The 15895-nt window shown below is 56.9% G+C and carries 7 protein-coding genes; all 7 read left to right on the forward strand.

Annotated elements, in window-relative coordinates:
- A partial coding sequence (locus BJL95_RS15745; RefSeq protein WP_071159300.1) for a methyl-accepting chemotaxis protein occupies positions 1 to 2088 on the forward strand: 2088 nt, incomplete at its 5' end.
- 827 nt (positions 2089 to 2915) lie between these two features.
- Positions 2916 to 5735, forward strand: a complete 2820-nt coding sequence (locus BJL95_RS24100) for a methyl-accepting chemotaxis protein (RefSeq protein WP_175463732.1) — start codon at positions 2916 to 2918, stop codon at positions 5733 to 5735.
- A 523-nt stretch (positions 5736 to 6258) separates the two neighbouring features.
- Positions 6259 to 6855 (forward strand): cytochrome c, encoded by a 597-nt coding sequence (locus BJL95_RS15755; protein ID WP_071159302.1) that lies wholly within the window; start codon positions 6259 to 6261, stop codon positions 6853 to 6855.
- Positions 6855 to 8288: a DcaP family trimeric outer membrane transporter gene (locus BJL95_RS15760; RefSeq protein WP_083386090.1), complete on the forward strand. Its 1434-nt coding sequence runs from the start codon at positions 6855 to 6857 to the stop codon at positions 8286 to 8288. Before BJL95_RS15755 ends, BJL95_RS15760 begins: the two co-directional genes overlap by 1 nt.
- A 201-nt stretch (positions 8289 to 8489) precedes the next feature.
- Positions 8490 to 10694, forward strand: coding sequence for a methyl-accepting chemotaxis protein (locus BJL95_RS15765; protein ID WP_071159306.1), 2205 nt, complete (start codon positions 8490 to 8492; stop codon positions 10692 to 10694).
- 271 nt (positions 10695 to 10965) lie between these two features.
- On the forward strand, positions 10966 to 13833 hold the full coding sequence (locus tag BJL95_RS15770; RefSeq protein WP_175463733.1) for a methyl-accepting chemotaxis protein: 2868 nt from the start codon (positions 10966 to 10968) through the stop codon (positions 13831 to 13833).
- 171 nt (positions 13834 to 14004) lie between these two features.
- The coding region (locus tag BJL95_RS25955) for a methyl-accepting chemotaxis protein (RefSeq protein ID WP_302848352.1) at positions 14005 to 15895 on the forward strand (1891 nt) is incomplete at its 3' end.

Genomic DNA, 15895 nt, shown 5'->3' on the forward strand with positions numbered 1-15895 from the left:
GCATACGATATTCCGCGTCTAAAAGTTTTCGATTTCTCTAGGCAAAACCGCACCAAGGAGGCCGAGACGATCGTCAGAGAAGAATTGATGCCGGCCGTTAAAAAACTGCAGGACGCCATCCAAACCGAGTTGGATTACAACTCCCAATTGGCCGACCAAGGGATGCTCGAAGCGAGCCGAATCCAGCAAAGCGCCACTAATATTTCGGTCGGCATCGCGGTACTGATCACACTGCTAGTTGGGATGATGAGCTGGATGATCATCCGCAATTTGATGCGCCAACTGGGCGGCGAACCGGACGCGGTCGCCGGACTGGCCAATCAAATCGCGGTCGGCGATCTCAGCGGCACCATCGTGTTACAAGCCGGCGATAACGCCAGCGTGATGGCCGCGATGAAACATATGAGCGACACCATCAAAACGCTGCTCGCCGCCATGGACCACATGTCCAAGGAGCACGACAAAGGCGAAATCGACGCCGTCGTCGATGCCGCTAAGTTTCAAGGCAGTTTTAGAACCATGGCGCAAGGCGTCAACGATATGGTCGGCGCCCACATCGGCGTCAAGAAAAAAGCCATTGGCGTGTTCATGGCCTTCGGTAACGGCAACTTCGACGCCGACATCGAAAAACTGCCGGGCAAAAAGGTGTTTATCAACGAAGCCATAGATCTAGTTCGCGGCAATCTGAAAAGTTTTATCGCCGACATGAACCGTATGGCCGGGCAGCACGACGCCGGCGAAATCGATTTCAAGATCGATACCGGCAAATTCCAAGGCGAATTCGCGACGATGGCTAAAGGCGTCAACGACATGGTCGGCGCCCATATCGCCGTCAATCAAAAAGCCATCGCCTGCTTCGAGCAATTCGGCCAAGGCAACCTGGATGCCGATATTGAAAAACTTCCCGGCAAACTGATCTTTATCAATAACGCCATCGATAAAATCCGCGCCAATTTGCGCGCGGTCATCGCCGATACCGATACCCTGATCAAAGCCGCCGCCGAGGGCCGCCTGGACGTCCGCGCCGACGCCGCCAAGCACCAAGGCGACTTCCGCAGGTTGGTTCAAGGCATCAACGACATCATCGACGGCATCGTACTGCCGGTTAACGAAGCCATCGAAGTACTAACCTTGGTCGAACAAGGCGATCTGACCCGCGCCGTGAAAGGCAACTATCGCGGTCAACTCGGCGAATTCAAGGACACCGTCAACAACACGCTGGCCAAACTATCGCAAACCATCGCCGAAGTGGTTTCGGCCGCCAATCAGTTAGGCAACGCCTCCGAACAAATCCAGTCCACCTCGCAAGCCTTGTCGCAAGCCGCCAGCGAACAAGCCGCGGGCGTCGAGGAAACCAGCGCCAGCATCGAGGAAATGGCCGCCAGCATCGGCCAGAACGCCGAAAACGCCAAGGTCACCGACGGCATGGCCACCAAAGCCTCGCAGGAAGCGGTCGAGGGCGGCGCCGCCGTCAAGCAAACCGTCGAGGCGATGAAAAGCATCGCCGGCAAAATCGGCATCATCGACGACATCGCCTATCAAACCAATATGCTGGCTTTGAACGCCGCGATCGAGGCCGCCAGGGCCGGCGACCACGGCAAGGGCTTCGCGGTGGTGGCCGCCGAGGTACGCAAACTGGCCGAGCGCAGTCAGATCGCCGCCCAGGAAATCGGCCAATTGGCCGAAACCAGCGTCAGCACCGCCGAAAGCGCCGGCCGCTTGCTGGACGCCATCGTGCCCAGCATCGCCAAAACCTCCGATCTGGTGCAGGAAATCGCTGCCGCTTCCCAGGAACAGTCGGCCGGCGTCAGCCAAGTCAATACCGCGATGAATCAGATGAACCAAATCACCCAGCAAAATGCCGCCGCCAGTGAAGAATTGGCTTCCACCGCCGAGGAAATGACCGGTCAGGCCGAGCAATTGCAGGGCTTGATGAGTTTCTTCAAGATCAGCGGCGCGACGGGCAACACCGGCGGCGGGCAACGCCGAACCGCTCATACAACCCAAGCCAAGATCAAACACGCACCCACCAACCCGAACGACCCGACCCACCTGGATTTGAATCTGCATCAATTCGAACGGTTCTAGGTTCGCCCGCGAATAAGTAAAACGCCGTTACAATGCGCTGTTTTTACCCCGGCACGAAAAGCCGGGGTAAAAGCCCCCCTCCGCTAGATTAATCACCTTACGATGAATGTCGTGAGGCACAACGTGCGGACATGCCGTTGTAGGAGCCGCCCATGATCGCGGCTAACGCCGCCCCCCACGCACTGACTTACTTTTCCGAGACGATCCCCAGCGGCGGTTTCAAAATCGTTCGACCGGCAGCTCCGCGCAGCTAATCGCCAAGCGCGCTCGCGGCCTCGTATCTCCGAGGGTCTTCGCTACACCTCAGACGCCCCTAATCGATAGTCGGCGTCTAATTTATCAACTCCATCGCCAAACATAACAGCAAACTATACCGCGTAGATTTAACGCTGGCCTCAAATTCCTCAGCATCGAATACATTCGCCGGAAACGACAATAGCCCAACGCTGGACTCACTCAAATACCGAGGACACCGGCAACCCAATTTTTTCATCAACCACATGTAAAACAATTAGTTTTTTTCATTAACGAAACTAGTTACTCCGAGCAAACGCCGCACTTTCGCTGCACCACGTGGAGCGCTCGGCAATGAGTAGCTCGCTAACTCACCGCGCTTTAGCTAACGCGTAAAAAGATTATTTTTTTGAACCCCATGGCATAGCGCATGATAATAGGCTATAGATATTTAGCGCAAAACAAGGCATTCTAAAATGCCGCACCCGACAAGCTATCCGGCGACCTCGGTCCAGCAGGCTCAAAGAACACGGGGTCCGTCATGGAACGGCCGGCCGAATCAAGTCAGGGAAGCTCAACATCGGGAGGTCCACATGTCCATCGTACAACGCATGTCGCTTTTGATCGGAATCGCTTTACTAGGCCTGTCCAGTCTGGCGGGGGTCAGTTATCAACAATTGGATAGTGTCTTTACGGCCGCCAACTACGCCAACGCCAATAGCGTGCCCTCGCTGATTGCGCTGAATCGCCAATTCAAAACCTTCGGTCAAGTTCGAGCCAGACTTTATCGGCACGTATCGAATACCGATCCGGACAAGATCGACGAATTAAATCAATCGATAACCGAGGCACTCAGCGCATTCGAAACCAGTCTGAAGCAGTACGACGCTCTGGTATCCGACGCCGAGGACAAGCGCCTGTACACCGCTAACCTCGCGGCCTTCGAAAAATACCGGGCCGGCGTCGAGACCGTCCTGGCGCTGTCCAAGCAAAACCGTAAGGACCAAGCGCTAGCGGCGCTGGAGCAAATGACTCCGCTAAGCGCGACGCTCCAAGATGCACTCGAACAGCAAGGCCAATATAACGGCAATCTGGCCGAACAAAGTGCCGGCCAAGCCAAGGACATCAAAGCCCACGCCTCGATATGGCTAGCGGTCATCGCACTACTGGCGTTGGCGACGATCGCACTATTAGGCTGGTTTGTGACCCGCAAACTGAGCCGCCAATTGGGCGGCGAACCGGACGAAGTCGCTCGATTGGCGGGCAGGATAGCCGTCGGCGATCTGAGCGGCGAGATTCGGATTGACGCCACCGATACCACCAGCGTCATGGCTGCGATGAAACATATGAGCGACACGATTAAATCCCTGCTGGCCGACATGAACCGGATGGCCGCCGAACACGAGCAAGGCAATATCGACGCGGTCGTCGACAGCCAACGCTTTCAAGGCAGCTTTCGACAAATGGCGCAAGGCGTCAACGACATGGTATCGGGCCATATCGCCGTCAAGAAGAAAGCGATGGCGGTGTTTAAGGCCTTCGGCGAAGGCGATTTCGACGCCCCGATGGAGAAACTACCCGGCAAGAAAGCGTTTATCAACGACACGATAGAACTGGTGCGCGGCAATCTGAAAGCGGTGATGGCGGACACCAATACGCTGATCAGCGCCGCCGCCGAAGGCCGATTGGACGCGCGCGCCGATGCCGGCCGGCATAAAGGCGACTTCAATAAACTGGTGCAAGGCATCAACCAAATCTTGGATGCCATTTTGATCCCGATCGGCGAAGGCAACCGCGTTCTTAGCCTGATTCGCGGCGGCGACCTGCGCCAACGCGTCGAGATCGCTTGCAAGGGCGACCACGACAAAATGAAACAAGCCGTCAACGGCGTGCATGCCTGGCTGTCCGATCTGATCGCCTACGTCACTAAACTGGCGAACGGCGACATGAGCGCGGAAATGGCGAAAGCCTCCAGCGACGATCAAATACACGAGTGGCTGATGCTACTCAAGCACAACATTCAGGCGCTGGTCACCGACGCCAACAAGCTATCTCAAGCCGCCGTCGAAGGCCGTTTGGCCACCCGCGCCGACGCCACCCAGCACCAAGGCGATTTCCGCAAGATCGTCGAAGGGGTCAACGACACGCTGGACGCGGTAATCGGCCCGCTCAACGTCGCCGCCGACTACGTCGATAACATCGCCAAGGGTAATATCCCGGCCAAAATCACCGACACCTATCACGGCGATTTCAACATTCTGAAAAACAACCTGAACACCTGCATAGACGCCGTGAACGCCTTAGTCGCGGATGCCAACAAACTGTCGCAAGCCGCCGTCGAAGGCCGTTTAGCCACCCGCGCCGACGCCACCCAGCACCAAGGCGATTTCCGTAAAATCGTCGAGGGCGTCAACCAAACCTTGGACGGCGTCATCCTGCCGATCAACGAAGTCGTCGAGGTGCTGCGGCTGGTCGAACAAGGCGACCTGACTCGTCCGGTCAAAGGCGATTACCAAGGTCAATTGGGCGAATTCAAGGATACCGTCAACAACACCATCACAAAATTGTCGCAAACCATCGCCGAAGTGGTCGCCGCCGCCGAACAACTGGGTACCGCGTCCAAGCAAGTCAGCGCCACGTCGCAGTCGCTGTCGCAAGCGTCCAGCGAACAAGCCGCCAGCGTCGAGGAAACCTGCGCCAGCATCGAACAAATGGCGTCCAGCATCAATCAGAATGCCGATAACGCCAAGGTCACCGACGGCATGGCCACCAAGGCCTCGCAAGAAGCCAACGAGGGCGGCGAGGCGGTCAAGCAAACCGTCGTGGCCATGCGAGACATCGCCAGTAAAATCGGCATCATCGACGACATTGCCTACCAAACCAACATGCTGGCGCTGAATGCCGCCATCGAAGCGGCCCGGGCCGGAGACCACGGTAAGGGCTTCGCGGTGGTCGCCGCCGAAGTACGCAAACTGGCGGAACGAAGTCAGATCGCGGCCCAGGAAATCGGCAAGCTCGCCGAAACCAGCGTCAATACCGCGGAAAGTGCCGGTAAGCTGCTGGATTCCATTGTACCCAGCATCGCCAAAACCTCCGATTTGGTGCAGGAAATCGCCGCCGCCTCGCAGGAACAATCGGCCGGCGTTAGCCAAGTCAATACCGCGATGAATCAGATGAACCAAATCACCCAACAGAACGCCTCCGCCAGCGAGGAGCTGGCCTCCACCGCCGAGGAGATGACCAGCCAATCCTTACAACTGCAAAATCTGATGAGTTTTTTCAAAATTGCCCGCGCCGCCGGACAAATTAACCCAGTACGCGCGCCGGAACATCGCAAATCGAGCATGCCGCGCGACCTCCCCGAACACGCCGCGAGCGGCACCGTGGATTTGCACCAATTTCAGCACTTTTAAACGACCAAACGCTTAATCCAGCCTAACCGTCAACGCTGGACTACTGCCCGCCGCCCATCCCGCGGCGGGCCATCGTTCGATTCCATCACGTGCTCGCGACGGTCTCACCAACACGCAGACCTGGTAAAGCGGGCTAGAGCCCGGTTTGATAACCATCGACAGCTCGGACTCAACACCCATCCGCTCCGCTAAAACAACCTCCGGATACTAGCGTATGACCATTCCGGGGACTTTCAAACGCCCCTCCGAGTCCAGCCTCGAGACCGCGAATCATCGAATCGTCAGCCACAAGCATCCCCACTCGCGTAGGCTTGGCGGAGGCTTAGATACCAGCCGACAGGCCGCCTTTGGCAACCCTACGTTCGGCGACGTTTCCAGCGCCAGCCGATTTGCGGCAAATTCCGTTCTACACTTATGGAATTACCGATCAAGCCCCTTCTACGCCTGACCGACAGGCCGGAAGACCGGCTTACTCCGGCGGCTTTCAAACCGAGCCCGCCATCCATACCAGGAGACATTCCACATGCCATTGCCCACCCTCGCCAAGCTGAATGCAACCGCTTTCACGGTACCGCCAGCCCTGGGCACCGCGTTTGCCGTGGCGCCATCAGCACGATCGCGAGCGCGGGCGTCGTCCCGGCGTTACGCGGCAAACGCGCTGCTCGCCTTGGCGTTGACAGCCTGCGGTAGCGGCGGACAGCGACCGGCGCCGCCAAAATTGATCGACACCGGCAAACCGGCCCTACACGCCATCGACAGCCAAGACCTGCGGCAGTCGATGCAGCGCATGCATAACTTGATGTACGAACGCAATTTGACCGAGCACGAGATGGACAACCAACGCCGCGAAGCCCTCTCTCGCGTGCAACAAGCGGCGGAAGGCGTCGAGCACGCTCTGGCGGCGATGCGTCTAGCCATGCCGAACCTGCATCTTGAATCGGACGAACAAAAAGTCTTCGCTTCGCTGGCGGATAAACTGCTGATCCAGGCCGGGCAACTCAAATCCCAAGCGCAAACCTTGCAGATCGACGCGATTCCAACCACGTTGGAAGCCATTTCGGCAACCTGTACGTCCTGCCACGAGTTGTTCCGCGATTTCAAGAAACCCGGAGGCCAATAATGCACAGCCGTCCTCGCCTGCTCCTCACCATCGCTACCGGCATATTTCCGCTAGCCGCGACGGCTACCGACGATGTGCGCGCCTTGTTGCGACAACTCGGCGACCAAGTCGCCGAACTCAAGCAACACGCCGATCAAGCCGATGCCAGAATCCGCGATCTGGAAACCCGCTTGGCCGCCGAGCAACAAAAAAACCGGCAATTGACGACTCAGGCCTCGCCGGCGGCGAATGGCGTCGTCGCCGTTTCGGCCAGTTCCGCCGCCAACCCGACCGAAGCGAAACCGGAAACCAAGCCGCCAGTCACGTTGGGCGATACCAAGGGCACCTTTAAGATACCCGGCACCGACACCTCGCTGGGCTTCGGCGGCTTTGTAAAATTGGACGTCAACGAAAGCAGCGTCAGCGCGCCCTCGTTCGGCGACCAATTCCTGTCCGTTTCGAATATTCCGGTATCGCATCGCGGCGAGGACAGTCAACTAGCGTTCAACGCCAGGGAAAGCCGCTTCTGGTTCAAATCGTTCACACCCAGCGCGTGGGGCGATATCAACACCTACCTGGAACTGGATCTGTACGGGGCCGCCGCCAGCTACACGCCTCGATTGCGCCACGCCTACGGCTCGTTCGGTAATTTCCTGGCCGGCCAAACCTGGACCACGTTTTTAAACGAATTGGCGGCTCCGGACACTTTGGATAATGCCGGCCCGGTCGGTCTCGCTAAATTTCGCCAACCGCTAGTGCGTTGGACCCAGCCGTTTAAATTGGCCGGCGCGAGCTTGGATTTGCAACTGGCGGCCGAATCCCCCAACAGCACGCTGTGGACCGGCAGCGGCTGGAGTCCGGCGCTCGGTACGCTGACCTACGACAACCTCACCACCACCGGCGACGATCGCTATCCGGACCTGATCGCCAAACTGGTCTACAAACCGGACTGGGGCAATCTATCGTTGGCGGCGATGGGCCGGCAGATTCGCAATGCCAACAATACCAGCGGCGCGGCGCGAGAAGCTTGGGGCGGCGGCGTCAGCCTAGCCGGCAAAATCAATGTCTTCGAACTCGACAATATCCGCTTCACGCTGAATTACGGCAACGCGATAGGCCGTTATTCTTCGGTCAACCGTCTGGAAGACGCCGCGCTGGATTCGGCCGGTAACCTGCATTTGGTCAATGTCTACAGCGCCGTGACGGCCTACCAACATTGGTGGAGCAACACCTGGCGCAGCAGCTTCGCCTACGGTTTCGAGCAAGCCGACCAGCCCGATTTCGTGGCCGCGACGATGACTCGCCAAGCCCAATCGGTACACGCCAACTTGCTGTGGAGTCCGTTGCCGCAAGCCACTTTGGGCATTGAATACCTGTACGGCAGCCGCGAATTGATCGACGGCCGCAACGGCAACATCAGCCGGGCCATGTTCTCGGCCAAATACAATTTTTAAACTTTGCCGGAAGCAGGCAAAGTTAGCGGTTTCGCTCCGCTAATTCCTTGCTTTTCGTCTAGGCTTAGATTAACCGGGATCTTCGTGCGGATTTAGCCGACAGGCCAATTCGCTCGACGTCATCGAACACTCATTCGCCGAAGGTTTCAAATTCGGCATCAACAAAACCGACATGTCGATTCAATCTTTACGGAGGGGCCAATGTTTAACAACATGAAAATCGCGGTAAAACTGGGGCTTAGCTTTGGAGTCGTGTTGCTCCTGCTGGGCGCTATCGTGTGGGTAGGGATCGCCAATATGGGCAATTTGGCCGAAACCACCCGATCCATTGTGGAAGAAGATTTCGTCAAGGTGAAATACACCAGCGACATGATCGAAAACACGCTGGATAACGGCCGGCTGATGCGCAATATGTTACTGACCGACGATGAAAGCAAACTTCAGGAAATGAAGCGGGACCTTCAAGCGAATCGCGACGAGAACAAAACCATACTCGCCAAGTTGGATGCCTTGATCCAATCCGAGAAGGGCCGCGCGCTGCTCGACACCGCCGGCAACCTACGCAGCCAGCTATCACCGAAATACGAAACGTTTTACAGTCTGCTAGCCGACAAAACCAAGGGTAAGGTCGCCGCCACCGAGTTTCTGTTGAAAGACTGGGCGCCCAACAATACCGCTTACGTAACCAGTCTGAAAGCAATCAACGATTTCCAAAACGAAAGGATGAAACAGGCCTATAAAGATGCCGACGACTTGTACGACAGCAGCAAAACCATCATGTTTGGCGTCGCGCTGGTCGCGTTGCTGGTTAGCCTACTGATTGCCTGGTTTGTGACGAGAGGATTGATTCGCCAACTGGGCGGCGAACCGGGCGATGTGGCCGCGCTGGCCAACCGAGTCGCGATCGGCGATCTCAGCGGCGAAATCCGCTTGGACGCCGGCGACACCACTAGCGTGATGGCCGCGATGAAGCATATGAGTGACACCATCAAAACCCTACTGACCGACATGGACCATATGGCTCGCGAACACGACAAGGGCGAAATCGACGCCGTCGTGGACGGCGGCAAGTTTCAAGGCAGTTTTAGGACCATGGCCCAAGGCGTCAACGACATGGTTGGCGCCCATATCGCGGTCAAGAAAAAAGCCATGGCGGTATTCAAAGAGTTCGGCAGCGGTAACTTCGAAGCCGACATCGAAAAACTACCCGGCAAAAAAGCGTTTATCAACGAAGCCGTCGATCTGGTGCGCACTAATTTGAAGGCCGTCATCACCGATACCGATACCTTGATCAAAGCCGCCGCCGAGGGCCGCCTAGACATCCGCGCCGACGCCGGCAAGCACCAAGGCGACTTCCGCAGATTGGTGCAGGGCATCAACGACATCATCGACGGCATCGTGTTGCCGGTTAACGAAGCGGTGGAAGTGTTGGGTCTGGTCGAGCAAGGCGACCTGACGCGAATCGTGAAAGGGAATTATCAAGGCCAACTCGGCGAATTCAAGGACACCGTCAACAATACCATCGCCAAACTGTCCGAGACCATCGCCGAGGTCGTCTCCGCGACCAATCAGTTAAGCAACGCTTCCGAACAAATCCAATCCACCTCGCAAGCCTTGTCGCAAGCCGCCAGCGAACAAGCCGCCGGCGTTGAACAAACCAGCGCCAGCATCGAGGAAATGGCCGCCAGCATCGGCCAGAACGCCGAAAACGCCAAGGTCACCGACGGCATGGCCACCAAGGCCTCGCAAGAAGCGGTCGAGGGCGGCGCCGCCGTCAAGCAAACCGTCGAGGCGATGAAAAGCATCGCCGGCAAAATCGGCATCATCGACGACATCGCCTATCAAACCAATATGCTGGCCCTGAACGCCGCCATCGAGGCCGCCAGGGCCGGCGATCACGGCAAGGGCTTCGCGGTGGTCGCCGCCGAGGTGCGCAAACTGGCCGAGCGCAGTCAGATCGCCGCCCAGGAAATCGGCCAATTGGCCGAAACCAGCGTCAGCACCGCCGAAAGCGCCGGCCGCTTGCTGGACGCCATCGTGCCCAGCATCGCCAAAACCTCCGATCTGGTGCAGGAAATCGCCGCCGCCTCGCAGGAACAATCGGCCGGCGTCAGCCAAGTCAATACCGCGATGAATCAGATGAACCAAATCACCCAGCAAAACGCCGCCGCAAGTGAAGAATTGGCTTCCACCGCCGAAGAAATGACCGGTCAGGCCGAGCAATTGCAAAGTTTGATGAGCTTTTTTAAGATCGCCAACGCCGGCGGCCAACGTCGCGTCAGCACTTCCCACGGCGGCCACGCGCCTCACGCCAAACCTGGGGTTATCAAACTCGGCCCGACGCCAATCCGCCACCACGATCAAGCCGGCTTGGATTTGGAAATGCAGCATTTCGAGCGCTTCTAGTTGCCTAGTGGCTAAGGCGGAAGTCCTGACGCTCCCGCCTCCTCCGGCACGGCTTTCGATCCGGATATCAGCGAGTTCGAACGTATTCGAGCCGACCCGACAGCGCTTACGCGACCGCATCGGCCAACGTTTGGCAGGCGATTGTCGATCTAAAAACGAAACCGGCAACTAGCGAGCCTTACCTAACCGCTCGCTCCAGGCGCGGCATACGGTAAATCAACGCCGGACTATGGTTCGGCATCTTCTTCAACTCAGTTGGGAGAATTTAACCATGATAAGCACAATTAAAGGGCGATTGACGAGTTTGATCGTTTTCATGGCCTTGCTGGCTGTCGCGGTGGGTGGCGGCGGATTGCTAGGCATCAACGCGGTCGTCGAGTCGATGGACAACACCTACCGCGGCAAAGTCGTTCCCGGCCAATTATTGGCCAAAATGCTGCAACTGAATAACGACAACCGCACCAACATCATGCTGGCACTGCAACACGATCCAGCCTCGCCGCACGCCAAATTGCACGATCATCCGCTCAGCCTACACATCGAAGCGACCGAAACCAATCGCAAGCAAATGGCTGATTTGCTCGATGAATACCAAACACTGCCGATCGGCCCGGAAGAAAAAGCTTTGCTCGACCAATATCTGAGCGCCCGCGACGTTTACCGGCAAAACGCCAGTAACCCGGCATGGGACGCGATCAAAGCCGGGAATTTCGAACTAGGCCATCGTTTGTTATTGACTCAAGTCAATCCTGAATTCAAAAAGTTACAGGCGATCGGGGAACAACTGTTATCGCGCACGCTAAAACTGACGGAAGCGGCCAATCAGTCCGCGGAACAAAGTAGCGCTAACTTACAAAATACGATGCTGGCCGGCACATTGTTATCGATCGGGATTGGTTTTTATCTCGCTTGGCGTTTAGCGAATTCGCTATTACGACAATTAGGCGCGGAGCCGGGCGAGGCTGTCGGCGTTGCCCAACGCATAGCCGTCGGCGACCTCTCCTACCCTTTCCAACTGCAACACGACGATCGGGACAGTTTGATGGCCGAGATGAAAAACATGAGCGATACCATCAAGCACCTGTTGGAACAAATGGCCTGGATGTCGAGCGAACACGAAAAGGGCGACATTGATGTCATGGTAGATACCGATCGCTTCCAAGGCAGTTTCAAGGCCATGGCGCAAGGGGTTAACGACATGGTCAACGCTCACATCGACGTCAAGAAAAAAGCCATGAAGGTGTTTACGGCCTTCGGTCAAGGCGATTTCAACGCCGATATCGAGAGACTGCCCGGTAAAAAAGTATTCATCAATGAAACCGTCGACTTGGTACGCGGCAATTTGCAAGGCTTCATCGCCGATATGAATCACATGTCCGAGGAACACGAGAAAGGCGATATCGATGTGGTGATGGCGGTTGAAAAATACCAAGGCGATTTTCGCAAAATGGCACAAGGCGTCAACGATATGGTCAACGCCCACATTGACGTAAAGAAGAAAGCCATGGCCGTGTTTAAAGCCTTTGGGGAAGGCAATTACGACGCTGATATGGCGAAATTGCCGGGTAAAAAAGCCTTTATCAACACCACCGTCGACTTGGTGCGCGAGAACCTGCGTCGCTTCGCGGAAGCGGCGCGGGAGTCCGCAACCATCAAGGCTACGTTGGATAACGCCTCGATCAACGTCATGTTGGCCGACAACGACGGCGTGATTCGCTATCTGAACAAATCCACCATGGCCTTGATGCGCCGCTCGGAGCCGGAAATGCGCAAGTTGTTTAGCGATTTTGCGGCGGACAATATTCTCGGTCGGAATTTCGATGTATTCCATCGGAATCCCGCCCATCAACGCAATTTGTTAGCCCATCTAACCAGTCCGCATGTTGTGCAAATCGAGGTGGGAAACTTGATCTTCCGGCTAACGGCCAGCCCCTCCTACGACAACGAGGGGCGGCGGAGCGGATCGATGATCGAATGGCTGGAGCGTTCGGCGGAAGTCAACGCCGAACGGGAAATATCCCAAGTTGTCGAAGCCGCGGTAGCCGGCGATTTTCGACCAATTAGCGTTGCCGACAAACAGGGCTTCTTAAAAAACGTCGCCGAAGGCATCAATCAGATCACCGATACGGTCAATGTGGCGTTTCAGGACACGATAGAAATGGCCCAAGCCCTGGAAAATGGCGATCTAACTCGCACGATTAACCGCGATTACCAAGGCGTCTACGATCAAGTTAAGCAAAGTCTCAACAATACCGTCATCAAACTGTCGCAAACCATCGGCGAGGTCAGAGAGGCCACCGACCAACTCGGCAACGCCTCGCAGCAAATCAGCGGTACCTCGCAGTCCTTGTCGCAAGCCGCCAGCGAACAAGCCGCCGGCGTCGAGGAAACCAGCGCCAGCATCGAGCAAATGGCGGCCAGCATCGGCCAAAACGCCGAAAACGCCAAGATCACCGACGGCATGGCCACCAAAGCCTCGCAAGAAGCGGTCGAGGGCGGCGCCGCCGTCAAGCAAACCGTCGAGGCGATGAAAAGCATCGCCGGCAAAATCGGCATCATCGACGACATCGCCTATCAAACCAATATGCTGGCCCTGAACGCCGCTATCGAGGCCGCCAGGGCCGGCGACCACGGCAAAGGCTTCGCGGTAGTCGCCGCCGAGGTGCGCAAACTGGCCGAGCGCAGTCAGATCGCCGCCCAGGAGATCGGCCAATTGGCCGAAACCAGCGTCAGCACCGCCGAAAGCGCCGGCCGTTTGCTGGACGCCATCGTGCCCAGCATCGCCAAAACCTCCGATCTGGTGCAGGAAATCGCCGCCGCTTCCCAGGAACAGTCGGCCGGCGTCAGCCAAGTCAATAACGCGATGAATCAGATGAACCAAATCACCCAGCAAAATGCCGCCGCCAGCGAGGAACTGGCCGCCACCGCCGAGGAAATGACCAGCCAGGCCGAGCAATTGCAAAGTTTGATGAGCTTTTTTAAGATCGCCAGTTCCGGCGGTCGGCATCGTTCAGGCGTTTCTCACGGCGGCCACGCGCATCACGCCAAACCTGGGGTTATCAAACTCGGCCCGACGCCAGCCCGCCACCACGATCCAACGGGCTTGGATCTAGAATTGCAGCATTTCGAGCGATTTTAAAATCCACTGTGGCGCAACGCGCTTAGAGCGCTACCGCCTCGCCGTCCGAACCCGTCCGAGCCGGGCGGTCGGGCGGCGATTTTTAAGCCGTCGGCATCTTGAGCATCTGGGAAATCATCGATTACAACAGGCTAGCAGCAATGCGGACGATGCCGCACATCAGGAGCCAGCATGAACACTGATCCCTTTGCAATCCTAGCCCAGCCTAACGGCAATTTTCAATCCGAACGGCATCGCTTCAGTTTACGCGCGGCGGGGATTCGCTTGCTGTTGCTACTGAGTCTGGTCGGCGCCGCACAAATCACGGTCAGCTTCCGGATTGCCGACAACATTGCCGAGTTCAACAGGCAAGCCGAGCATGCCACCGATGCGGTAGATCGCGCGCATTTGCTCCAATACCACATTTCGCAAATTCAGCAATATCTAACCGACATCAGTGCGACCGGCGACGAAGAAGGCTTCGACGACGCCAAGCGGCATGCCGAGGAAAGCCGGCGTTTGTTGAATGAAATATTATTACTGCTTCCCCAGAGCAATGCCGCCGTAAACGAAATCCGCGAAAAATTGGAGCGTTTTTACGATGTGGGTATCGAAATGGCCCGCGTATATCTTGCCGAAGGCAAGGTAGCCGGCAATCGCGCGATGAAGCAACCGGATACCGGTTTCGACGCTCGATCCAACACACTGATAGAGAGTTTGGACATATTAAGTCGTCCTTTGGAACGGCAAGCCGATTCGGCAAAAAACCAATTGAATATCGAAGTTTCGCAAATGCGGCGGTGGTCGACGGCGCTAAATCTGCTTAGTTTGCTCGCGGTTATTGGTTTGTGCCTGCAAGGCTTTCGGCAACTGTGGAACTGCCTCGGCGGCGAGCCTGAAGTCGTCGCTGAATTGGCCAACGGTATCGCCACGGGCGACTTGAATCAATCCGTTAAGCTTCGCGCCAACGACAACTCGAGCGTGATGGCGGCGATGCTGCATATGAGCAACACCATTAAAGCCTTGCTGGCTGCGATGGATCATATGTCCAGCGAACACCAAAAAGGCGATATCGATGTCATGGTGGACGCTACCCGATTCAAGGGTGGATTTAAAACCATGGCGCAAGGCGTCAACGAGATGGTGAGCGCCCACATTGCCGTCAAGAAACAAGCCATGGCCTGCATCCAATTATTCGGCGAAGGCAACTTGGATGCACCGCTGGAACGATTTCCCGGCAAAAAAGCCTTCATCAACGACACTGTCGAACAGTTGCGCGGTAACTTGAAACAAATTGTCGGAGAAATCCGCGACATCGTCTCGGCGGCCAACCGAGGCGACTTTAGCGTCAAGATGGATCTTACCGCTAAAGCCGGTTTCACTAAGGAGTTGTCGGAACTGCTGAATCAGCTATCCGGAACCGTGGACATCGCCTTCAAGGATACGATTGACGTGGCTGAAGCCATGGAACAAGGCAACCTGACCAAAACCGTCACCCGCCAATATCAAGGCGCATACGATCAGGTCAAGCAAAGCCTCAACAACACCGTCGCCAAGCTCTCCCAAACCATTACAGACGTGGTTTCGGCCGCCGATCAATTAAGCAGCGCCTCCGAACAAATCCAATCCACCTCTCAATCGCTGTCGCAAGCGTCCAGCGAGCAAGCCGCCAGCGTCGAGGAAACCAGCGCCAGCATCGAGCAAATGGCCGCCAGCATCGGCCGGAACGCCGAAAACGCCAAGGTCACCGACGGCATGGCCACCAAAGCCTCGCAGGAAGCGGTCGAGGGCGGCGCCGCCGTCAAGCAAACCGTCGAGGCGATGAAAAGCATCGCCGGCAAAATCGGCATCATCGACGACATCGCCTATCAAACCAATATGCTGGCTTTGAACGCCGCGATCGAGGCCGCCAGGGCCGGCGACCACGGCAAGGGCTTCGCGGTGGTGGCCGCCGAGGTACGCAAACTGGCCGAGCGCAGTCAGATCGCCGCCCAGGAAATCGGCCAATTGGCCGAAACCAGCGTCAGCACCGCCGAAAGCGCCGGCCGCTTGCTGGACGCCATCGTGCCCAGCATCGCCAAAA

This window comes from Methylomonas sp. LWB, from assembly GCF_001856095.1.
GTDB classification, from domain to species: Bacteria; Pseudomonadota; Gammaproteobacteria; order Methylococcales; family Methylomonadaceae; genus Methylomonas; species Methylomonas koyamae_A.